This window comes from Kitasatospora mediocidica KCTC 9733, assembly GCF_000744225.1.
Taxonomy (GTDB): Bacteria; Actinomycetota; Actinomycetes; order Streptomycetales; family Streptomycetaceae; genus Kitasatospora; species Kitasatospora mediocidica.
The window spans coordinates 506,282-529,805 of record NZ_JQLN01000004.1 but is presented as its reverse complement, the minus strand read 5'-3'; the positions used below and the strand labels follow the sequence as shown (position 1 = coordinate 529,805).

Sequence of the window (23,524 nt, the reverse complement as noted above, 5' to 3'; positions counted from 1 at the left end):
ACCGCCGGGGCGGTGGCCCAGCCCGTCGGCGTTCAGCGGACCAGCACGCCCAGTTCGGGGGTGATCCGCTTGGCCGTCAGGCCCGTCTCGGCGGCCAGGTCCTCGATGCCGAAGGTGTACCACTCGTGCGTGACGTCCACCTCGCGCACCACCCGGCTCCCGCGCAGCACCCGCCAGGTGGCGGCCCAGCGCATCCGGTCGGGACCGCACGGTTCGCCCGAGAGCCAGGCCTCGTAGTCCTGCTCGCCGAGCGTCTGGCGGGCGATCCGCATCGGCGCGACCGACTGCGGGGCGCTGACCGCCATCAGTTCGACGAGAATCGGCGCACCGGCCGGGAGACGGTCCAGCAGGCGGCCCCACAGCTCGGCCCGCTCGGAGCGGTCCAGGTAGCCGAGCACCCCACAGATCACCGCGCCCGAGAGCCGGTCCGGCAGCTCCATCTCCTGGGCGGAGGCGGCGACGACGGTCACCCGGCGCCGGAGGTCCTCGTCCCGGACCACCCGGCTGGTCAGCGCGGCCCGCATGCCGGGCGACGGCTCGACGGCGAGGATCCGGGCGTCGGGCAGCACCCGCCCGATCACCGCCGTCGCCCGCCCGGTCCCGGCCCCGAGGTCGAGCACCGGGCCGGATCCGGTGTCCGTCCCGGCGAGCGCCGCGGCGAGCAGCGGGTCGCTCTGCGACCAGTGCTGGACGCCCACCAGGTCGTAGAACTCGGCGGTGGGGGAGTAGTAGTCGATCACGGTGAACAGGCCTCCGGAAGCAGGGTGGTGGGGGTGAGCAGGCAGTCGGCGATCGCCGCCGCTACCTGGTGCCGCTGCGGCACCAGGTAGAAGTGGTCGCCGGGGAAGGTCCGCAGGGTGAAGCCGCCGGTGGTCGCGTGCGCCCAGTCGCCGGCCTGGCCGAGCGTCAGCTCGGTGTCCGCCAGGGCGGCGAAGGCGGTCACCGGGCAGCTGAGCAGTCGGCCGGGCGGCGGTCGGTAGGTCTCGATCAGCCGGTAGTCGGCCCGGATCACGGGTGCCATCAGCTGCCAGAGTTCGGCGTCCTCGAAGAGCAGCCGGCTGGTGCCGCCCAGCCGGGCGAGTTCGGCGCGCAGCGCCGCGTCGTCGCCCAGGTGCACCTCCCCGGCGCTCACGTGCTCGACCGGTTCGCGCGCCGAGACGATCAGATGGGCCGGGTCCGGCAGCCGCAGCGCCACCTCGTGGGCGATCGCGGCGCCCATGCTGTGGCCGAACAGCGCCAGCGGCCGGCCGGCCAGCGAGGCGAAGGCGGCCACCTCCGGGAGGACCGCCTCGGCCAGCGCCGTCAGGTCGGTGAGCAACGGCTCGGTGAAGCGGTCCTCCCGGCCCGGGTACTGCACCGCCAGCAGCTCGATCCACGGTGGCAGCAGCTGCGGCCAGCCGCGGAACGCGCCCGCGCCGCTGCCCGCGTGCGGGAAGCAGACCAGCCGCAGGCGGGCGTCCGGTCGGGGTTGGTAGCAGCGCAGCCAGGGAGTCGTCATACGGGCAGCTCCGTCATCAGGTCGGCGGGGTGGAGGGGCGGGGACGGCGCCCCTCCGATCAGTTCGGGCCGGCCGAGCCGGGTGGTCAGGTCCGACCACATCCGGCTCACCGTCAGGTCGTACTGCCCGCGCGAGGAGCCCGGGCCGTCGTCCAGGATCGCCGTCCGCAGCTCACCGAGGGCGTGCCGGATCCCGTCCGGCCAGAGCTCGGCGAAGGTCCGCCGGAACGAGTACGGCGGTTCGGCGCCGAGCGGTGAGCCGGTCGGCTGGTCCAGGCGCTCGGTGCCGGGGCCGTCCAGGGCCAGCAGCCCGTCCCCGTCGCGGCCGACGTGCAGCCGGGGGTTCCAGAGCACCGGGCCGTGCGTGTCGGCGAGGGTGAGGGTGCCCGCGTCGGTGCCCAGCGAGACGCGGTGCAGCAGGTGGGCGTGGTTGTCGGGGTCGGCCGGGTCGAGCTGGTTCTGTACCCGCAGGGTGAGCGGCACCCCGGCGACCGCGCCGTGCACCAGCCGGAAGGGCACCGGCGCACCGGTGGCGGCCCGCACCTCGGCGACCGGCACCGGATCGGTGAACGCCCAGGGGCCGAGGCCGCCGAGCGCCCGGCCGAGGATGTCGAGCAGCGGGAGCAGCACCTGGCTCGAACAGGCGGCGTCCACGTACCGGCAGGTCCGCAGGGCGCGCAGGGCGCGCGCCGCGGCCAGGAAGCGGCGCACCGGCTCGACGTGCGGGTAGAACCCGTTGAGCTGGTAACGGACACCGTGCGCGCGCGCCGCCCGCAGGCAGGCGGCCACCTCGTCCGGATGGGCGGGCTGCTCCTGCAGCACGTGCACGCCGCGGGTCAGCAGGGCCCGCGCCAACTCGCCGCCCGCACCGCCCGCGACCGCCGCGCGGACCACCACGCAGGCCACCTCCACGTCGGGCGGCAGCTGCTCGACGCCGGTGTAGTACGGCACGCCGTACGCGGCGGCGCGGCGGCGTGAGCGCGGGCTGTCGTTGGCCAGCACGCCGACCAGCTCGAAGTCGGGCGAGGCCGCCCGCAGCGCCTGGAGGTAGAAGGTGCCGAACACCGTGCCGCAGACCACCGTGCGCAGCGCGCGCCCGCTCACAACGCACCCACCGAGGAGGTCAGTTCGACCGGGCCGTGCGAGAGGTCCAGCGTGACGCCGGGGGTTGCGGCGAGCCGGCGGACGCTCTCGGCGGGGTCGAGCACCTCGGCCGCGAAGTGCAGGCCGGCGGGGATCGTGCCGGCCAGCGTGGCGGTCACCGCGAGCGCGCCGACGGCGGCGGTGAGCCGGTAGCTGTCGCGGGTGCCGAGCACGGCGGTGGCCGCGCCGTCGGGGGAGTCCAGGGCGAACACCATCCGGAAGTACGGCCGGCGCCCGGTGAGATCCAACTCGGCGGCCCTGACCAGCCGTTCGGCGGCCTCGGCGAGTGGTTCGCGGCCGGTGCCCAGGGCCGCGAGCAGGTCGCGGACCCGGCGGCCGGGGAACACGTTGAACCAGTCCAGCTCGTCCAGGCCCAGGGCCCGGGCGAGGCGTTCGGCCTCAGTGCTCAGGTAGGGCTGGAGGGAGACGCTGGTGGGGAAGTACGGCAGCTCGGCGCCGTCCTGCGCGCGGAGCGCCCGGCTGACCCGGCGGCCTTGGCGCCAGGCGGCCAGCGATTCGCCGAACGGGACGGTGGCGTCGGTCGGATGCCCACTCGGGTCGCCGCTCGGGTCGCCGCCCACCGAGAGCAGCAGGTCGGCCGCCACGGTCCGGCTGCACCGCTCCAGGCCCCCGGTCCACACCGTCAACCGCCCCCCACCGCCGACCTGTTGCCGCTGCGCCAGCCAGCGGGGCAGCAGCCCGGACAGGCCGGGCAGCATGCCCGCCGACAGGACGACACTGCGTCCGGTGCCCGCGACGTCCACCGCGCGCAGCTGCTCGTACGCCGGGTCGTCGCCCGCGACGTCCACGCAGTGCGCCCCGGCGGCCAGCGCGGCCAGCGCGACCCGCCCCCGCACCCGGTAGGACGGGCCGGCGCAGTTCAGCACGACGCTGCAGCCCGCGCAGAACGCCGCGAGGCTCGCCGCGGCGTCGAGGTCCACCGCGACCGCCCGGCTCGCCCGGTCCGTGCCGCCCGGCAGCGCGGCGGCGACCGCGGCCACCGCGTCGAGCCGCCGTCCGCCCAACCGGAGCCGCTCGACGCCCAGTTCGCGCAGGGCCCGGGCCGCTGCCCGCCCCACCACGCCGGAGCCGCCCAGCACACCGACCACCCCGGTGCCCGTCCGGGCGCCGGTCATGACGCGGCTCCGCCGAGCAGCCCGCGCACGGCCGCCGCCCGGTGTCCGGCGATGCACCCGAAGTGGTCGCCCTCGATCTCCCGGACTCGCAACTCGCCCAGGCAGATGCGCTGCCAGTACGCGTTCATGTCCTCCTGAAGGCCGGGGACGAAGCTGTACGTCCCGGTGTGCGACAGGAAGGTGATGTCGCCGACGTACGGCTCCGGCCGGTGCCGGGTGACCGCGAACAGGCTGTGCCGGAAGATCCGGTAGCGCCGGGCCAGTTGGGCCCGGTCGAGCGGTCCCGCCAGCAGCTCCGCGGCGTGTGCCACGGCCGCCAGCCGCTCCTCGGGGCCGCGTTCGGCCAGCGCGCGGAAGGCCTCGGCCACCTTGGCGTGCGCGCCGTCGAGCGCGGCCAGCCGGCCGGCGGCCAGCCGGCCCGGGGTGGTCGCGAGGACGGCCTCGATCGCCCGGCCGAGCGCGGCGCCGTCCGCCGGGAACCCCACGGTCCCCGGATCGACGCCCAGCGAGAGGGCGAAGGTGTACTCGGCGAGCAGGTCCTCGTGCACCTCGAACGCGGGCCGGTAGCAGCTGATCACGGTCAGGTTCTCCACCTCGGCGCCGCCCTCGGCCAGCGCCCGGGCCACCTCGGTGGCGATCAGCCCGCCCATGCAGTAGCCGACCACCCGGAACCGCCGCGCGCCGCCGGCCAGCAGCCGGTGCGCGTACTCCCCGCCCAGCCGGTTGATCAGCAGCGCCGGATCGGCGTCGAGGTAGCGCGCCGTGGAGCCGGCCTCCAGACCGACCACCGGCCCGGTGGCCGGCCGTCGGCGGTACTCCTCCAGCACGGCCTGGTAGGGCAGCAGGGTGCCGCTGCCGTCATGCACCAGCACGGTGGTCGGACCGTCGGCCGTGCCCGCGACCAGCAGGGTCGGCGTGGCCGCGGCGTCCTCGGCCTCCGGCAGGTCGGCGACGGCGCTGGGAGCGGCGGCGCCGCGCAGGAAGCCCGCGAGCGCGGCCACCGTCGGACGCTGGAGCATCTGGCGCAGCAGGTGCTCCCACTCCGTCCCGGCCGCCGAGGGTTCCTCCTCGCGCAGCCGCCCGACCAGCCGGGCCACCAGCAGCGAGTCCCCGCCGAGCCGGAAGAAGTCGTCCTCCCGGCCGACCCGAGGGCAGTCCAGCACCTCGGCCCAGAGCGCGGCGAGCCGCCGTTCCAGCTCGTCCGCGGGCTCGGCCGCCGCGCCGGAGCGGTCCGCGCCGCCCTCGCCGCCCGGCTCGGGAACCCGGCGGCGCAGCCCGGCCCGGTCGATCTTGCCGTTGGCGGTGAGCGGGAGCTCGTCCAGGATCTCCAGGTGGGCCGGGAGCATGTGTTCGGGCAGCCGGTCGGCCAGATGGCGGGTCAACTCGTCCCGGGTCAGCCGGGTCCGGTCGCTCTTCAGGCGCGAGAAGAAGATCTGCTGCCCGGCCTGGGCGAGGACGTCGTCGGCGGGCGGGAAGCAGAGCCGGACGTCGGCGCCCGCGTCGGCCAGCAGCCCGGTCCACTGGGCGTGGGTCAGGAAGGTCTGGTCGGCCGCCTCGCGCAGATCGTTGAAGCCCCCGCTCAGCCCGTCGACGAACTCCATCGAGACCAGCAGCGGATGGCGCTCCACGGTGGCCTCCATGAACACCAACCACCCGCCGGGCGCCAGCAGTTCGCGCAGCCGTCCGAGTGCCTGCGCGGCGTCGTCGGCGTTGTGCAGCACGTTGGCGCAGAGGATCACGTCGAAGCTGTTCGCCGTCAGGCCCTGCCCGGCGGCGTCCGCGTTGACGTCGAAGAGGCCGTAGCGCACCCAAGGGTAGGGCTCGAAGCGCCTGCGCGCCTCGCCCAGGAAGAACTTCGAGATATCGGTGAAGAGGTAGTCCACCTCGAACTCGGCCAGTGCGGGGATCAGGTCGATGCTGGTCCCGCCGACGCCCGCGCCGACCTCCAGGATCCGCAGGGGGCCCGGCCGGTCGTGCGAGGCGGCCAGCTCGCGCAGCCCGGCGACGGCGACCCGGTTCAGCGTGCGGCTGACCAGGTTGTCGCGGTAGGCGGCCTGGGCGACGTTGAGGTTGCCCTGCGGGAAGAGCAGCTGCAGCGGGTCCTCCTCGCCGCGCAGCAGCTCGGCCAGGTGTTCGCTGCTGGTCCGCACCAGGCGCAGCAGGTCGGCGCCGTAGTCGAGTTGACGCCCGAGCTGCTCGACCCGCTGCCAGCCCGCCTCCGGGTCCACCGGATCGGTGGCGGGCAGGCCGCAGTACCGGCCGGTGGCCGGGTCGTGCCGCAGCCGTCCCGCCCGGGTGAGCGCGCGCAGCCAGCGGCGGACGGCCCGGGTGTGCAGGGCGTGCGCGCCGAGCCCGGCCGCGACCTGCGGGGCGGTGTGCGCGCTCTGCGGGGTCTCGAACAGCGCTGCGGCGCGCAGCGTACGGGCGATCGCGGTGAGCGCGACCTCGTCGGCCAGGGCCAGGAACTCGCCCAGCAGTTCGCGGTCGACACCGGCTCCGGCCGCCGCTCCGGCGGCGCCGGCGGCGGCGATCGCACGGGCTCCGCTCGGCGCCGGTGCCTGCTCGGTGGGCCGGGTGGTGGCGAAGGCCGCCAGCCGCCGCTGCGCGGGGTCCTCGCCCGACACCAGTGCCACCGCCGACGCCACCGCCGGGTGGGACTCGACGGCCGCGGCGAGTTCGGCGGGCTCGACCCGGTGGCCGCGGATCTTCACCTGGTCGTCGATCCGGCCGAGCAACTCGATGGCGCCGTCCGGCAGATAGCGCCCGAGGTCGCCGGTGCGGTACATCCGCGCGCCGGTGCGGGGGTGGACGCGGAAGCGCTCCGCGGTCCGGGTGGTGTCGCCGAGGTAGCCGAGGGCGAGACCGGCACCGGTGATGTACAGCTCGCCCGGCACCAGATCCGGGCGGTCGTGCAGCTCGGCGTCGAGTACGTGCCAGCCCTGGTTGGCCAGCGGCGTGCCGTACGGGACGCTGGAGGCGCCGACCGGCTGCCGGTCGATCGGGTGGATGATCGACCAGATGGCCGCTTCGGTAGCGCCGCCGAGGCCGACCAGCTCGCAGTGCGGCAGCCGCCGGGCGATCCGCTCGGTCAGCGGGAGCGGGATCCAGTCGCCGGAGAGCAGGGCCAGGCGCAGCGGGAGCGAGCCGACCGCGCTGTCCTCGGAGCTCAGGTAGCTTTCCAGCATTTGGAGTTGGGCGGGAACGGAGTTCCACAGGGTGATCCCGTGCCGGACCGTCAGGTCGGCCCAGTGCGCGGGGTCGGCGCGGCGCCGCGGGTCGGGCAGCACCAGGGCGCCGCCGCGGGCCAGCGGCCCGAAGACGTCGTACACCGAGAGGTCGAAGCCCAGCGCGGCGAGGCCGAGCACCCGGTCGTCCGGGCCGACGGCGAACCGGTCGTTGATGTCGGCGACGGTGTTCAGCGCCGCGCGGTGGCTGATCATCACGCCCTTGGGCGTACCGGTCGAGCCCGAGGTGTAGATCACGTAGGCGAGGTCGTCGGGCGCGGCGGCGCGCAGCGGCTCGCGCACCGCCGACTCCGCACTCCCGTCCACGGTCAGCATCCGCAGGCCAGGCAACTCGGCCGTGCACCAGGGCTGGACGAGTACCGTGGCGACCCCGGCGCCGGCCAGCATCGCATCCCGGCGGGCGGCCGGCTGATCGGTGTCGAGCGGCAGATAGGCCGCGCCGGCGAGCAACGTGCCGAGGATGGCGACCACTTGCTCCCAGCCCTTGTCCATCAGCACGGCGACCACCCGGCCCGCCGGGTCGCCGTCGGTGGCCAGCTGTTCGGCGACCGCCGCAGCCCGGGACAGCAGTTGACGATACGTCAGTTCGTTCGAGCCCGCGATCACGGCGATCCGGTCGGGCGTGGCACGCGCCTGAGCCACCAGACCGGCGTGCAGCAGTCCTTCGGGCAGCGGGCGCGCGGTCCGGTTGACCCGCTCGCGCCGCTCGCGCTGGGCGTCGGGCAGTTCGACGACCGAGGTGAGCTGCCAGGCCTGGTCGGAGTCGGCCAGCCGTCGAACGGCCGTCTCGAAGGCGGCGAAGGCGTCCTCGGCCAGGCCGTCGGGGAAGACCCCCTGGCGGACGTCCCAGCCGAGCAGCAGGGCGTCGCGGTGCTCCATGACCTGGCAGTCGATCCAGACGTGCGGCGTGCGGCTGTTGCCGAGGACGATCTCGCCCTCGCGCAACCGGGCCGGGCCGTCCGTGCTTTCGTCGCCGCCGACGCCCACGGTGCTGGTGAACACCACCGGCATCAGCGCGGCGTCCTGGCCCCGGCGCCGGCCGAGCTCGCGCAGCACCTCGACCCCGGAGCAGCTCCGGTGGTCGAGGTCCAGCCACAGCTGGGCCTGCACGGCTGCCGCGCGGGAGGCGAACGACCCGTCGGCCGAACTGTCCACCGTCAGCAGCTCCACCGAGGTGAAGTCACCTACCAGCAGGCCGACGTCGGGATGCAGTGGCAGTCGGCTGAACATCGGCAGGTCCAGCGTGAAGCGCGGCCGGCCGCTCCACCGGCCGACCACCTCCGCGTAGGCGGTGAGCAGGGCGACGGTCGGCGTGACGCCGTGCGCGGCCGCCCGGTCGCGCAGCTGCCGCCAGTCCTCGGCGGGCAGCTGGGCCTGCACGCGCTCGAAGCGTGGGGCGCCGGCGCCGGGCACCCCGGTGGCGCGCGGCAGGGCCGGGGCGGGCGCCAAGGGGACGGCGTCACCGCCCTCGGGCCGTTCCTCGTCGAGCCGGTCCCACCAGTAGGCCCGGTCCTGCTCGAACCTGCCGTCGCGCAGCTGCCGTTCGGCCGCGAGGTAGTCGCGGTAGCCGATCCCCAGCTCGGGCAGCGGCGTGCCGGGGCGCAGGCAGAGCTGCTCCAACTCGCCCAGCAGCAGCTGGACGCTGGCGTAGTCGCAGATCAGCAGGTCGATCGCGAGATGGACGACGACGTGCAGCGCCGTCCGGGTGACCCGCAGCTCGTGCAGCGGCCACTGGTCGGGGCGGAAGTCGCGGGCGGAGAGCTCGGCCCGGGCGGTGTCGATCGCCTGCCGCTGCTCGGCGGCCGACCCGAAGCAGGCGTCGGTGACCGGGACGGGCTGCTCGGGCACGGTCGCCAGCACCTGCTGGTAGCCGTCCTGGTGCACGACGGTCCGCAGCGCGTCGTGCCGCGCCGTCAACTGCCGCCAGGCGTCGGCCACCAGCGCCGGGTCGAAGGCCGGGAACCGGACCTCCAGGTACGCCTGGCAGCCGACGCCGCCGTACTCGTAGGCACTGCTGCGCCCCAGCAGGTACGCGGACTGGACGTCGGTGAGCGGGAACGGCTCGTACCGGGCCGCCGGGTCGTGGGTGAGCCGCGGACCGGCCGCGCCGCGGCGGAGCTCTTCGAGCACGGCGGGCTTGTGCTGCCGCAGCCGCGCGAGCCGCTCCTCGGTCATCACATGGCGAGGCGCGCGGTAGCGCAGCACCCCGTCCTCCTCCCACAACCGGACGCCGATGTTCTCAAGTTCACCGATGAGTTCACCGATGAGTTCGCTGACCGTCAAAGGGAGCCGTCCTCTGTGTCGTCGTCCTCGGTGCCGAGGATCTGGTGCTCGATGAGCGTCGCGAGTCCTGCGATCGTGGGCGTGCTGAGCAGCTGGCGCAGCGAGATCTCGCAGCCGAACCGGTCGCGCAGCCGCTGGACCAGCCGGGTCGCCTGGAGACTGTCGCCGCCCAGGGCGAAGAACGTGGCGTCGCGGGGGACGGCGGCTCTGCCGAGCAGGCCGCCCCACAGCTCGGCCAGCGTCGTTTCGACCGGGCCGCGCGCGGCCTGCCCGGTCGGCGGGGTGGAACCGGCCTCCGACGCCAGGGACTTGAGCTTCGCCCGGTCGACCTTGCCGTTGCCGGTCAGCGGGAGCGCGTCGAGCACGGTGATCGTGCTCGGGCGGGCGTACGGCGGCAGTCGGTCGACCAGGAAGCCCTGCACGGCGGCCGGTTGGGGGTGCTCGGGACCGTCGGCCGTGACGAAGGCGTGCAGACGGTGGCCGCCGCGCTCGCCGACGGCCACGACGACGGCCTGCCGCACGGCGGGGTACGCGGTGAGCGCCGCCTCGGTCTCGCCGGGTTCGAGGCGGTGGCCGTTGATCTTGAGCTGGTGGTCCGTGCGGCCGAGGAACTCCAGGGTCCCGTCGGGGTGGTAGCGGGCGAGGTCGCCGGTGCGGTAGTAGCGCACGCCGTCGTGCCGGACGAACTTCTCGACGGTCCGGGTGGGGTCGCCCCGGTAGCCGGCGGCGAGGCCGGCGCCGGCGATCCAGAGTTCGCCGGGGACCCAGTCGGGGGTGTCGTGGCCGTGCGGTCCGGTGGTGCGGTGGTGTTGGTTGCGCAACGGGTGGCCGTAGGGGATGGACGTCCAGTGCGCCGGGATCCCGGTTACCTCCCAGCTGTTGGACCAGATGGCGGCCTCGGTGGCGCCGCCCAGGGCGATCAGGCGGCAGTGCGGGAGGTGGCTGGTGAGGCGGGGGTGCAGGTCGAGGCCGACCCAGTCGCCGGAGACCAGGGCGAGCCGCAGGTGGGTGAGCGGCTGGTGGGGCCGGGCCGCTGTGAGGAGCATGTCGAGCAGGGTGGGGACGCTGTTCCAGAGCGTGACCCGGTGGTCGTCGATGAGGGTGAGCCAGGCCTCGGGGTTGCGGCGGTCGTCCTCGTGCGGGAGGACGAGGGCGGCGCCGGTGCTGAGCGGGCCGAAGATGTCGTAGACGGAGAGGTCGAAGTCGAGGGCGGAGAGGGCCAGGAGGCGGTCGTCGGGTCCGACGGTGAACCGCTCGTTGATGTCCTGGACGGTGTTCAGGGCGGCCCGGTGGGTGATCTCGACGCCCTTCGGCTCGCCGGTGGAGCCGGAGGTGAAGATGACGTACGCGAGCGCGTCGCCCGCCACCGCCACCGGACCCGCCAACGGCTCGTACGCGGGTGCCGCGGCGACCTCGGCCGCCGAGAGCGTGAACCGCGCGCCGCCGGTCGCCAGCATCCGGGCGCGCCGAGCGCCGGGCTGCTCCGGCCCGATCGGCAGGTAGGCGCCGCCGGCGGCGAGTACCCCCAGCACCGCGGCGATCTGGTCGGGGCCCTTCGGCAGGCTCACCGCCACCGGTTCGGCCGGCCGCAGGCCACCGGCGTGCAGCAACGCCGCGATCCGCAGCGCGCGTTCGGCCAGTTCGCCGTAGGTCAGCCGCCCGTCCGCACCCCAGCGCAGGGCGCAGCGGCCGGGGTCGGCCGCCGCCCGGGCGAAGAAGTCCCCGTGCAGCGGCCCGCTCGGCAGCGGCCCGGCCGTCGCGTTGACGGCGGCACGGACGGCGCGCTGCGCCACGGGGAGCAGCGCGGGGCGCGGGGCGGACCAGTCCGCCCGGCAGGCCCAGTCGAGCAGGTCGCCGTGCGCGGCGAACATCGCGTCGAGCATCCCGGCGGGGAACAGTTCCTCCACCGCGTCCCAGGTGACCAGCAGGCCGCCGTCGCGGACCATCACCTGTTCGTCCAGCCAGACCTGCGGCGTCTGCGACACGCTCCAGACCGGCCGGCGCAGTCCGTCGCTGAGCTCGTCGGCCACCCCGAGCGCGCTGGTGAACACCACGGGCAGGGTCGCCCCGGCCGCGCCCGCCGCTCCCGCCTCCGCGCGCAGCAGGCCGAGGACGGGAGCGCCGCGGTGGTCGAGGTCGCGCCACAGTCGGTCCTGCAACCGCCGGACCCTGGCTTCGAACGACTCGCCCGGCTCCGGCCGGTGGGCGACCGGCAGCAGCGAGGTGAAGTCGCCGAGCACCCGCTCGATGTCGGGATGCACGTCGCGGCGGTCGAACAGGGTGAGCGCCAGGGTCAGTTCGGGGTCGAGACTCCAGGCGCCGAGCACCTCCGCGTAGCACGCGAGCAACAGGGCGGACGGCGTGAAGCCGTGCTGCCGGGCCCGGGCCTGGAGCGCCTGCCACTGCTCGGGGGCGAGCCAGGTCTCGCGGCGGACGAAGCGCGGCCGGTCGACGGTCGCGGGGTCGACGGCGAGCGGCAGGGCCGGCGCGGGCGGCAGCTGCGGGATCCGCTGTTGCCAGTAGCTCAGTGAGCGGTCGAGTTCGGTCGGGTCCGGTGCGACCTGGCAGGCGTAGTCGCGGAAGGAGACGCCGATCGGCGGGAGTTGGGCGTCCGGGTCGCGGTAGAGCCGGTCGAGCTCGGAGAAAAGGATCATCATGCTCAGCCCGTCGACCACCAGGTAGTCGAGACCGATGCCGACCCGGGTGCGGCCGTCCTCGTGGCGGGCAGCGCGGACGTCGAAGAGCGGCCAGGTCGACGGGTCGAGGAGCTGGTGGGACATCTCCTCGCGCAGCGCGGTGAGTCGGGTCTCGCCGGTGGCCTCGGCGAGCGGGATGGTCAGGCGGGGGACCACGGGCATGACCCGCTGGCTGCCGTCCTCGTCGAACACCACGCGCAGCATCTCGTGGCGCTCGATCAGCCGGTTCCAGGCGTCCTCCAGCCGGGCGAGGTCGAGCTCGCTCGCGTCGAACTCGCAGTAGTAGTAGGACCCGACGCCGCCCAGGGTGAAGGCCGAGGACCGCCCGACCCAGTAGGCGCGTTGCAGTTCGGTCGGCGGGAACGGCTGATGGCGCGCGGCCGGGTCGGCGGTGATGCCGGCGGGCCGGACGCCGACGGCCGACGGCTCGCCCTCCAGCGTCAGCGTCGCGGCGAACTCCGCGAGTTGCGGCGCCGTGAACAGCGCGCTGATCGCGGCGCCCGCGACGCCGGCCGTGCGCAGCCGGGTCACCACCTTGGTGGCCAGCAGCGAGTCGCCGCCCAGGGTGAAGAAGTTGCCGTCGCACGAGGGCGCGGGCACTCCCAGCACCTCGGACCAGACCGCGGCCACCAGCAACTCAGCCGGAGTCTCAGGCAGTTGGCTGGCGAGGGACGGGACCTGAGCCGGGACGGCGTGGGCGGTGAGAGCCGCCCGGTCGACCTTGCCGTTGGCGGTGAGCGGGAGTTCGTCCCAGAACGCGACGGCGTGCGGCACCGCGTGCCGGGGCAACCGCTCGGCCAGGAAGGCCCGTAGCACCTCGGCGGCGACCTGGTGGCCGCCCTCGGCCACAACGTGCGCCACCAACTGCCGCCGCGCACCGCGGTCGTCGACGGTCACCACGGCTCGGCGCACGCCCGGGTGGCTCTCCAGGGCGGCTTCGATCTCGCCGGGTTCGAGGCGGTGGCCGTTGATCTTGAGCTGGTGGTCCGTGCGGCCGAGGAACTCCAGGGTCCCGTCGCCGTGGTAGCGGCCGAGGTCGCCGGTGCGGTACCAGCCGGTGCCGTCGTGCTGGACGAACTTCTCGGCGGTCCGGTCCGGATCCCCCCGGTAGCCGTCGGCCAGGCCGAGACCGCCGATCCAGAGCTCGCCCGGGACGAGGTCGGGGCAGTCGCGGCCCTGCGCGTCGACCACGCGGTAGCACTGGTTGCGCAGCGGATGTCCGTACGGGACGGACGTCCAGTGTGCCGGGATCCCGGTGATCTCCCAGGAGTTGGACCAGATGGCGGCTTCGGTGGCGCCGCCCAGCGCGATCAGTCGGCAGTGCGGCAGCCGGGTGGTGAGGCGCGGGTGCAGGTCGAGGCCGACCCAGTCGCCGGAGACCAGCGCCAGCCGCAGCGAGTCGGGGAGCGGTCGGGATTCGGCCGCGGTGAGCAGCATGTCGAGGAGGGTGGGGACGGTGTTCCAGAGGGTCACCCGGTGCCGGTGGGCGAGGTCGAGCCAGCGTTCGGCGTCGCGCCGTTCGTCCTCGCCGATGAGGACAAGGGCGGCGCCGGTGCTGAGCGGGCCGAAGATGTCGTAGACGGAGAGGTCGAAGTCCAGGGCGGAGACGGCCAGGACGCGGTCGTCAGGTCCGACGGCGAACCGCTCGTTGACGTCCTGGACGGTGTTCGCCGCCGCCCGGTGGCTCACCTCCACGCCCTTGGGTTCGCCGGTGGAACCGGAGGTGAAGATGACGTACGCGAGCGCGTCGCCCGCCACCGCCACCGGACCCGCCAGCGGCTCGTACCGCTCGTACTCCCCGATGGCGAGCACGGCGACCCCCTCGGGAGCCGGCTCCGCGTGCGCCGTCGCGGTCAGGACGCAGTGGACCCCGGCGTTGCGGTAGAGCCGCTCGCGCCGCGTGACGGGCAGGTCCACGCCGACCGGAACGTAGGCCGCGCCGGTGGCCAACACGCCAAGCACCGCTGCGAGTTGGTCCGGCCCCTTGGGGAGGTGCAGGGCCACGGCGCAGCCCGGACGGACGCCGTTCGCGCGCAGCAGCGCGGCGATCCGCCGGGCCCGCAGGGCGAGTTGGCCGTAGTCGAGCCGTCCACCGGCCCAGTGGCAGGCCGTCCGGTCCGGCTCGCGCTCGGCCAGCGCGAAGAACGGCTCGTGCAGCGCGGCGGTCGGCAGCGGCCCGGCCGTGCTGTTGACACCGGCCCGGACGGCGCGTTGGCCGGCCGGCAGCAGATCGGGGACGGGGGCGTCCCAGTCGGACTCGGCCAGCCAGCCCAACAGCTCTCCGTACGCGGCGAACATCGCGTCCAGGGCTCCTGCGGGGAACAGCTGCTCCACCGCGTCCCAGTCGTAGTGCAGGCCCCGCGCCGAGTCGTAGACCTGGTTGTCGAGCCAGGTCTGCGGGGTCTGCGAGACGCCCCAGACCCGGGGCAGCAGCCAGTCGGCGAGGTCGAGCGAGAGGTCGCGCGGGGTGCCCAGCGCGCTGGTGAAGACCACCGGCATCGCCTGCTCCGCCACCCCCTGCGACCTGGCCAGCTCGCGGGTGACCCGGACGGCCGACCAGGCGCGGTGACCCAGGTCCTCTCCCAGCCGCCGCTGGAGGGCGCGGGCCCGGTCGAGGAACCCGGCGCCGGGCGCGGGCTGGTAGGCGACGAGCAGCAGCGAGGTGAAGTCGCCCACGATGTCGTCGACGGCCGGATGCACCTCCTCGCGGTCGAAGAGCGTGAGGTTGACCGTGAGTTCGGGGTGGGCGCTCCACCGCCCGAGCACCTCGGCGTACCCGGCGAGCAGGACGGCCGAGGGCGTCAGCCCGTACGTCCGGGCCCGGTCGGTGAGGGCCTGCCAGCGAGCCGTCGGCAGCAGCCCCGAGCGCCTGACGAAGCGCGCCGCGGTGACCTCCGACGGGTGCGCGGCCAGCGGCAGCCGGGGTGCGGGCGGCAGGTCGGCCAGCCGGTCCGTCCAGTACCGCCGCGCGGCTTCGGAGGCGGCGGCGGACGGCGCGACCTGGAGCAGGTAGTCGCGGAAGGACAGCCCGTCGACCGGGGGCAGCGCCGCGTCCGGCGTGCGGTAGAGCCGGTCGAGTTCGCCGAGCACGATCATCATGCTGCGGCCGTCCAGCACGATGTTCTCCAGGCTGACCCCGAGCCGGACGCGCCGCGCGCCGTCCTGCTCGTAGACCAGCGCGCGCAGGTCGACCAGCGGCCACCGCGCCGGGTCGCGGACCTGGTGCGACATGGCCGTGCGGAACGCGCCGAGCGCGTCCCCAGCGGCATCGGCCGTCGGCCGCTCGACCGGGATCACCACCCTCGGCACGTCGGCCAGGATGCGCTGGTCGCCGTGTTCGTCGAAGACGGCCCGCAGCATCTCGTGCCGGGCGATCAGGCGGTTCCAGGCCTCTTCGAGGCGGTCGAGGTCGAGCCCGGTCCCGTCGAACTCGACGTAGTAGTGCGCGCCCACGCCGCCCAGCGGCAGGCCGGCGGCCCGGCCGGTCCAGTAGGCGCGTTGCACGTCGGTGGGCGGGAACGGGTCGTGGCGGTGCCCGGGGTCGGCGACGACCGTCGCGTGCGGCGCGCCAGGGGCGTGCGTGAGGCACGCGGCGAGGTCCTTGAGGACGGGGGAGGCGAACACCGCCGACAGCTCCACGGCCAGCCCGGCGCCGCGCAGCCGGCTCACCAGCCGGGTGGCCAGCAGCGAGTCGCCGCCGAGCGCGAAGAAGCTCTGCTCGCGGGCGACGTACCCGACCCCGAGCACCTCGCACCAGAGCGCGGCCAGCGCGGTCTCCAGCGGACCGCTCGGCGGGTCGCCGGCGGCCCGTGCGGCGCCCGCCCCGGCCCCGGCGGGATCGGCGGCGGGCAGCAGGCCCGCCAGCGCGGCGCGGTCCACCTTGCCGTTGGCGGTGAGCGGCAGCGCGGCCGTGCCGAACAGGAGGTCGGGGATCATCGCGGCGGGCAGCCGGGCGGCCAGCCACTCCCGGAGGGCGTCCTCGGTCGGCAGCCCGGCGTCCGGGGCCTTGGCGGCGCGCAGCAGCAGATGCCCGTCCGGGAGGGCCGGGCCGCCGGCGCGGGCGGGTGACGGGACGAGCCCGGCGCGCGCCAGCAGGTGGTGCCAGTCCACGGCTGGGAGCAGCGGGGTGCGTCGGTCCCGGCGGACCGGGTCGAGCCGGGTGAAGCCGACGGTCGGCAGGGCGGCGGCGATCAGGGCGAGCGGGGGAAGCGCGGTCCGTTCCAGCGCGAGCAGCAGCCCGCCGGGCGCGAGCAGCAGCGCGCCGAGCTGCGCGCCCTGCGCCGGGTCGGGGTACGCGTGCAGCGCGTTGTCGGCCACCACCACGTCGAAGCGGCCCAGCAGTTCGGCCGGAACCAGCGGGCCGCTGAGCCGGCGGTAGGCGAACCGGCCGGGGGCGTCGGCCAGCAGCTTCTGGGCGGCGTCGAGCCGGCTGACGGAGGTGTCGAGCAGGGTGCAGCGGTGGCGGTCGTCGGCGGCGGCCAGTCGCCGGGCGATCCGGGAGCCGCCTGCCCCGAGTACGGCGATCTCCAAGGGGATTGCCGTCGAAGGGAGTTCGGCGACCAGCGCGGCCGCCGCGCGATCCGCGCCGGCGTCGAGACCCGCCAGCGCCTCGGGAGCCAGCACCGGGTCGTCGAGCAGCGCCGACGGGTCGAGTTCGCCGCGCACGACGGCGGCCAGCTCGTCGATTCGTTGCGCCAACCGTTGGGCCACCGCCGTGAGTTCGCCGCCGGGCGGCGCCTCGGACGCGGCCGGTCGGCACACGGCGGCCAGTCGTGGACCGGCGGCGTAACCGTGCCGGTCGCCGGTGAGCACGCCCCGCGCGGCGAGCCAGTCGAACCAGAGGCGCAGCAGCGGCTGCCACCCGGGCGGCGCGCCCCAGCGGCGGGCCAGTTCGGTGAGCGGCGCGCTCGCGGCCGTGACGCCCGCCTCACCGGCCGCGAGCCGGGCGAGGACGTGCTCGACGACACGCGCCTCGGGGTCCGCCTGGTCGCGCGGCGCCACCGGTCCCGCCTGGTCGCGCGGCGCTGCCGGTCCCGCCTGGTCGCGCGGCGCTGCCGGTCCCGCCTGGTCGCGCGGCCCTGCCGGGCCCGCCGACTCCGGGGCGGGTTCGGCGACGGCCACCGCGCGCGGGGCCGGTACGGGAGGCAGCGCCGGCCGGGCCGGGCGCCCGTCGACGGCCACCGGGGTGGCCACCGCCGCCAGCCGCCTGGCCGGGCCCTCGCCGAGCACGGCCACCGTGCAGCGACCGACCGAGGGGTGCGCCTGGAGGGCCGCCTCGATCTCGCCCAACTCGGTGCGCACGCCCCGGATCTTGATCTGCCGGTCGATTCGGCCGAGGAACTCCAGCGTGCCGTCCGGCCAGTAGCGCCCACGGTCGCCCGTCCGGTACCAGCGACCGTCCTCGTGCGTGACGAACCGGTCCGCCGTGAGCCCGGGATCACCGAGGTAGCCGAGCGCCACGCCGGCGCCGCCGATCCACAGTTCGCCGGCCACCCAGTCGGGGCGGTCCAGGCCGGTCGGCCCGACCACCCTGAACTGCTGGTTGCGCAGCGGGAATCCGTACGGGACGGAGGTCCAGGTCGCGGGAACCTCGGTCACCTCGAAGAGGTTCGACCAGATCGAGGCCTCGGTCGCGCCGCCGAGCGCGACGAACCGGCAGGCCTGCCCGCTCCGCCCGGCGAGCCGCCCGGGCAGGTCGAGGCCGATCCAGTCGCCCGACAGCAGTGCCAGCCGCAACCCGGCTAGGCCTCCCGGCAGTTGGGGTTCGACCGGGGCCGCGGTGAGCAGCATGTCCAGCAGGACCGGTACCGAGTTCCAGACGGTGACGCCGTGCCGGGCGATCAGCTCGGCCCACGCCCGGGGGTCGCGCCGCTGCGCCTCGGCCGGCAGGACCAGCGCGCCACCGGCCGACAGCAGGCCGAAGACGTCGTAGACCGACAGGTCGAAGTCGAGCGCGGAGACGGCGAGTACCCGGTCGCGGGGGCCCACCGAGAAGCGCTCGTTGAGGTCGGCGACGGTGTTGGCGGCCGCGCCGTGGGCGACCTGGACGCCCTTGGGGTCGCCGGTGGTGCCCGAGGTGAAGATCACGTAGGCGGGCGCGTCGGCCGGCACCGGGACGGGCCCCGCGAGCGGCGGGTGCGCGCAGGCCGTCGCGACGTCCAGCGCCGACACGGTCGAGGGGAGGCCGGTCGGGGCGGCCGTGTCGGTCAGCAGCAGCCGGACACCGGCGCGCTCCAGGATCCGCCGCCGCCGCCGGTCCGGCTGGTCGACGCCCACGGGGACGTAGCTGCCGCCGGCTGCGAGCACCCCGAGCACCGCCGCGATCTGGTCGGCGCCCCGGGCGGTCGAGACGGCCACCGGTTCGGCCGCCCGCAGTCCGCGCTCACGCAGCGCCGCGGCCACCCCCAGCGCCCGCCGCGCCAGCGTGCCGTACGTCATCCTCCCGTACGTCGTCGTCCCGTGTGCCGTCGTCCCGTGTGCCGTCGTCGCGTCCGGCGCCGCGTCGTCGTCGCCCCACAACAGGGCCGGGCTGTCCGGGTGTTCGGCGGCGCGGTCGAAGAAGCCCGCGTGCAGCGGGCGGTCGGCGCCGGGCGCGCCGGTGGCGTTGACGCGGGCCCGGACGGCCCGCTGGCGCGGCGGCAGGGCCGGGCGGACGGGTCCGTCCCAGGCGCGCCCGGCGGCGAGGCGGTCGACCAACTCCCGGTAGCTGTCGAACATGTCGTCGACCAGCCCGGCGGGGAACAGGTCGTCGACGGCGTCCCAGCACAGGTCGACGCCGCCCTGCGACTCGTACACCTGGTGGTCCAGCCAGACCTGCGGGGTCTGCGAGATCATCCAGCCCAACTCGCCGATGGACTGCCGCACTTCGGCGTCGATGAGATCGTCGCCGAGGGTGCAGGCGAACACCACGGGCGCCCTCCGCGGCTGCTCCTCCCCGGTCTCCCGCGCGCGGGCCAGGTCACGCAGCACGTCGACACCGGAGTACGCGCTGTGCGCGGCGACGGCCCGGAACTCGCTCTGCAGCGCGCGGGCGCGCTCCAGGAACGAGACGTCCGCCGAGACGTCCGCGGTGAGCAGCAGCAGGTCGGTGAAGTCGGCCACCATGCCGGGGACGGCCGGGTGCACCGCGTCGCGGTCGAACAGCGGCACGCTGAGCAGGAACCGGGGGCTCTCGCTGAACGCGCCGAGCACCTCGGCGTACGCGGCGGCCAGGGCCATCGCCGGGGTGGTGCCGCCGCGCCGCGCGCGGTCGCCGAACCGCCGCCAGGCGTCCGGTTCCAGGCGGTGCCGCCGCCGGGTGAAGCGCGGCGCCGCCGCCAGTCGCGTCGGGTCGGTGGCCAGCGGCAGGCCGGGCCCGTCCGGCAGGTCGGGCAGCCGGTCGCGCCAGTACGCCTGGGCCTCCCGGCGGGCCTGCGCGCGCCGTGCGCCGTGGTCGGCGAGGTAGTGCGGGAAGGTGAACTCTTCGGTGGGTGACAGGAGTTCGGGGGAGTGGTAGGCGCGGGTGAGGTCGGCCAGCAGGATTCTGATGCTCTCGACGTCCGCGACCAGCAGGTCCACGCCGAGGTGCAGCCGGGTGGCGCCGCCGGGCAGCAGCGAGAGCTGCACATCCAGCACCTCGCCCTGCTCCACGCGCAGCCGGCGGTGCGAGAGCGCCTCCCGGACGGCCGCGAGGCGCTCTGCCGTGTGTTGCTCGAGCCGCCCGGCCACGTGCTGCTCGGGGCCGTCGCGCAGGTCGTGCACCAGCAGCCCGGGCCAGGCGCTGTCCGGCATGATCTGCTGCGTGCCGTCCTCCAGGAACCGGGCCCGCAGCATGCCGTGCCGGGCGAGCACGGTGCGCACCGCGGCTTCGAGCCGTTCGGGTACGAGGCCGACGCCGTCGAACTCCAGGTAGGCGTGGCAGCCCACCGAGCCGAGCACCTGGTCGTCGCGCCGCCCGATCCAGTACGCGTGCTGCATCGGCGTCAGCGCGAAGGGCGCGCCCGGGTCAACCGGCTGACCGCTCCCGTCGACGGCCGGACCGGCCTCGGCGACCGCCGCGCTCCGCGCCCGGGGCTCCGGCAGGTGGGCGTCGGCCAGCGCCGACCACTGGGCGAGCGTCGGGCTCTGCGCCAGCGCCGGGAAGCCGACCTGGACGCCCTGGCGACGCAGCCAGCCGGCCAGCGTCATCGTCCGGATCGAGTCCATGCCGAGCTCGGCGAGGTCGTCGGTGTCCAGGAGATCCCGAGCCTCGCAGCCGAGCAGGTCCGCGACCGCATTCCTGAGTGCGTCCGCCGTCAGCGATGGGCGGGCGAGTGGCTGCGCCTCATGTTCAGTGGCCGAAATCCCATGCTGCGGTGAAAGCATCCCTCGCCCATCGCTCGGATAGCAGTGTACTTGTCCTACTGCGGCACAGAAGGTTGTGCGTCCAGAAACTAATACACCAGACTTCCCACTCCGGGCAAAGTCCCGACGGTGCCACCGGTGAATGCGAAGAGCGCTAAAGTACACCGGGATTGATGGTTGGATTGTGCACGACCCCATCTCTCCTGTCCTACCCTTGCTCATAAAATATTCAGATCAATGGGATGAAACTCAGAGTGGATACCCTTGACGCCATCCTGCGCTCGCAGGCTCGCTGTCGCCCCGACCGGACGGCGCTGATCTCCTCGGGACGGCGCATCGGCTACGGCGAACTCGACGCTGCCGTCGAGCGGCTGGCCGGTCGGCTGGCCGGGCTGGGCCTGGCCGCCGGCGACCGTGTCGTCGTCCAGCTTCCGAACTCCATCGAATTCATACTTCTTATTTTCGCCCTTTTCCGGCTCGGCGTGATTCCGGTCCTGGCGCTGCCCGGACACCGGAGAAACGAGATCGATCATCTGTGTAAGATGGCCGAGGCGGTGGGGTACGCCATCCCCCGCGGGCAGCCCGGATTCGACTTCCTTTCCCTTGCCGAGGCCGTTCGCGCGGGAAATCAAGGCTTGCGTCACGTCCTGACCGCAGGGCATCCAGATGGTTCTCTCGACGACGTATTCCGGTTGCACGACGGTACCGATCTGCCTTCTCGCCGACCGGATTCGCAATTCCCCGTACCCGCCCCTGCGGACCTCGCCCTGCTGCTTCTCTCCGGTGGGACGACGGGTGCGCCGAAACTCATTCCCCGCACGCACCGGGACTACGTCTACAACGTCCGGGAGAGCGCCGCGCTGTGCGGGCTGGACGAGAACTCCCGCTATCTCGCGGCCCTGCCCGCCGCGCACAACTTCGCCCTCGGCTGCCCCGGCGTGCTGGGCACGCTGGCGGTCGGCGGCACCGTCGTCCTGGCGCCGGGCGCCGCCCCCGACCAGACCTTCGAGCTGATCGCCCGGGAACGGGTGACCGTGTCCGCCCTCACCCCGCCGCTCCTCACGCTCTGGCTGGCTGAGGCCTCCTGGTCCGACGCCGACCTGTCGAGCCTGCGCCTGCTCCAGGTCGGCGGCGCCCGGCTGGGCCGGGCCGAGGCGGCCCGGGTCGGTCCCGAACTGGGCTGCCGGCTGCAGCAGGTGTTCGGCATGGCCGAAGGCCTGCTCTGCTTCACCCGGCCCGACGATCCGCCGGAGACCGTGCTCTCCACCCAGGGCCGCCCGCTCTCCGCGGCGGACGAACTGCGGGTGGTGGACGGCGACGAGCGGGAGGTCGCCCCCGGCGAGATCGGCGAACTGCTCGTCCGCGGCCCGTACACGATCCGCGGTTACTACCGGGCCCCCGACTACGACGCGACCGCCTTCACCACGGACGGCTACTACCGCACGGGCGACCTGGTGCGCCGCACCGCGACCGGCCACCTGGTCGTCGAGGGGCGGGTCAAGGACGTCATCAACCGCGGCGGGGAGAAGGTGCCGGCCGCCGAGGTCGAGGACCACCTGTCGGCGCACCCGCAGGTCGCGCAGGCCGCAGTCGTCGGCATGCCGGACGGGCTGCTCGGCGAACGCTCCTGCGCGTACGTGGTGCCGCAGGGGAGTGCGCCCACCCTCGGCGAGCTGGCCGCCTTCCTGCGCGGGCGGGGGCTGGCCGCGTACAAACTGCCCGACCGGCTCGAAATCGCGGACGCGTTCCCGCGCACCGGCGCGGGCAAGGTCGACAAGCGCGAACTCGCGGCCGGTGTCGCCGCCAGACTGCGGGCCGAAGGCCTCGCAAAAGCCGTCAGGGAGAACACACCATGACCCCACGCCAGTGCTACCGGGAGACCGAGGTCGACGCCCCGCACGACCCGCTGCTGATGGCCGCGCGACTGGCCAGGGCCCACCGGGCCGAGACCCATGTCGTCTACGAGCAGGGCGCCGTCTGGCACGTCGGCGTGGGGACGCTGGCGGAGATCCGGGTGGACGGGCGGCACGTGCACTACACCTGCGGTGCGGACCGGCGCAGCATCGCCTGGCACGAGCAGCCGCTGCGGGTGGTCGCCGCACTGCTCGACGAGCTGCCGGTGGAGGGCTGGTGCGCCTACGGCTGGGCGGCCTTCGAACTCGCCGTCGCGCAGTCCGGCGGCGACCCGGGAGGCGCCTCAACTCCGCTCCTTCACCTGGTCGTTCCCCAGGACGAGGTGAGGATCACGGCCGGCCGGGCGCTGCTGCGGACCACCGGCCCGGGCGCCCGGGACCGGCTTGCCGCGCTCCTCGCCGAGGCACCCACCGCACCAGCCGCGGTGGGCGGGGTGCCCGGAATCGACCTCACGGCCGACGGCGACCAGTACCGGAAGCTGGTGGCTTCGGCCGTGGCCGACATCGCCGCCGGTTCGTACCAGAAGGTCGTGCTCAGCAGGGTCGTCCCGGTGCCCGGCGCGATCGACCTGGTGGACACCTTCGTGCTCGGCCGGCGCCACAACACCCCGGCCCGGTCCTTCCTGCTCGGCATGGGCGCTCTGCGGGCGGCCGGCTTCAGCCCGGAACTGGTCGTCACGGTCGACGCCGACGGTCTGGTCCGGACCCAGCCGCTGGCGGGCACCCGGGCCCGCACCGACTCGGCCGCCGAGAACGCCCGGCTGCGCGCCGAACTCCTGGGCGACGCCAAGGAGATCCACGAGCACCGGATCTCGGTGGAGGCCGCCCGCGGCGAGCTCGGCGAGGTCTGCGAGGCGGCGGGCATCGCGGTCGACGAGTACATGGTCGTCAAGGAGCGCGGCAGCGTGCAGCACCTGGCCTCGCGGCTCTCCGGCCGGCTCGCGCCGGGCCTGGACCGCTGGGACGCGTTCGCCGCGCTGTTCCCCGCGATCACCGCGACCGGCGTGCCCAAGCCGGCCGCCGTCGCGGGCGTCCGGCAGCACGAACAGGTGGCCCGGGAGATGTACGGGGGCGCGGTGCTGGCCGTGGACGCCTCCGGCGCGCTCGACGCCGCCCTGGTCCTGCGCGCGGTCTTCGAGCAGGCCGGACGGGTCTGGCTGCGGGCGGGGGCCGGGATCGTGGCCCAGTCCGTCCCGGCGCGCGAACTGGAGGAGACCTGCGAGAAGCTGCGCAGCGTCGCGGCCTACCTGGTACCGGCCGCAGGACGCTGAGCCGCCGCCCTTCCGGAG

The 23,524-nt window shown here is 74.8% G+C and carries 8 protein-coding genes; 2 read left to right on the top strand and 6 right to left on the bottom strand.

The features are described 5' to 3' along the window. Positions 1-32 precede the first annotated feature (32 nt). The 6 genes from BS80_RS09985 to BS80_RS43500 are packed head-to-tail and all read right to left on the bottom strand — an operon-like array spanning position 33 to position 20,343. Entirely contained in the window at positions 33-740 is a 708-nt protein-coding gene (locus BS80_RS09985) for a class I SAM-dependent methyltransferase (protein WP_035795640.1), read from the bottom strand. Further along, positions 737-1,498 (bottom strand): thioesterase II family protein, encoded by a 762-nt coding sequence (locus BS80_RS09980; RefSeq protein ID WP_035795639.1) that lies wholly within the window; start codon positions 1,496-1,498, stop codon positions 737-739. Before BS80_RS09980 ends, BS80_RS09985 begins: the two co-directional genes overlap by 4 nt. Further along, positions 1,495-2,601, bottom strand: coding sequence for a Gfo/Idh/MocA family oxidoreductase (locus BS80_RS09975; RefSeq protein WP_035795637.1), 1,107 nt, complete (start codon positions 2,599-2,601; stop codon positions 1,495-1,497). Before BS80_RS09975 ends, BS80_RS09980 begins: the two co-directional genes overlap by 4 nt. Continuing rightward, entirely contained in the window at positions 2,598-3,776 is a 1,179-nt protein-coding gene (locus BS80_RS09970) for a saccharopine dehydrogenase NADP-binding domain-containing protein (RefSeq protein WP_051966429.1), read from the bottom strand. The genes BS80_RS09975 and BS80_RS09970 overlap by 4 nt, the downstream gene beginning before the upstream one ends. Beyond that, positions 3,773-9,304: a non-ribosomal peptide synthetase gene (locus BS80_RS09965; protein ID WP_232246423.1), complete on the bottom strand. Its 5,532-nt coding sequence runs from the start codon at positions 9,302-9,304 to the stop codon at positions 3,773-3,775. Before BS80_RS09965 ends, BS80_RS09970 begins: the two co-directional genes overlap by 4 nt. Next, complete coding sequence (locus BS80_RS43500; RefSeq protein WP_051966428.1) at positions 9,301-20,343, bottom strand: non-ribosomal peptide synthetase; 11,043 nt, start codon at positions 20,341-20,343, stop codon at positions 9,301-9,303. The genes BS80_RS09965 and BS80_RS43500 overlap by 4 nt, the downstream gene beginning before the upstream one ends. Positions 20,344-20,564: 221 nt before the next feature. Here BS80_RS43500 and BS80_RS09950 point away from each other — a divergent pair, with 221 nt between their 5' ends. Further along, positions 20,565-22,178, top strand: coding sequence for a (2,3-dihydroxybenzoyl)adenylate synthase (locus tag BS80_RS09950; RefSeq protein WP_157536120.1), 1,614 nt, complete (start codon positions 20,565-20,567; stop codon positions 22,176-22,178). After that, positions 22,175-23,506 (top strand): salicylate synthase, encoded by a 1,332-nt coding sequence (locus BS80_RS09945; RefSeq protein WP_035795636.1) that lies wholly within the window; start codon positions 22,175-22,177, stop codon positions 23,504-23,506. The genes BS80_RS09950 and BS80_RS09945 overlap by 4 nt, the downstream gene beginning before the upstream one ends. Positions 23,507-23,524 lie beyond the last annotated feature (18 nt).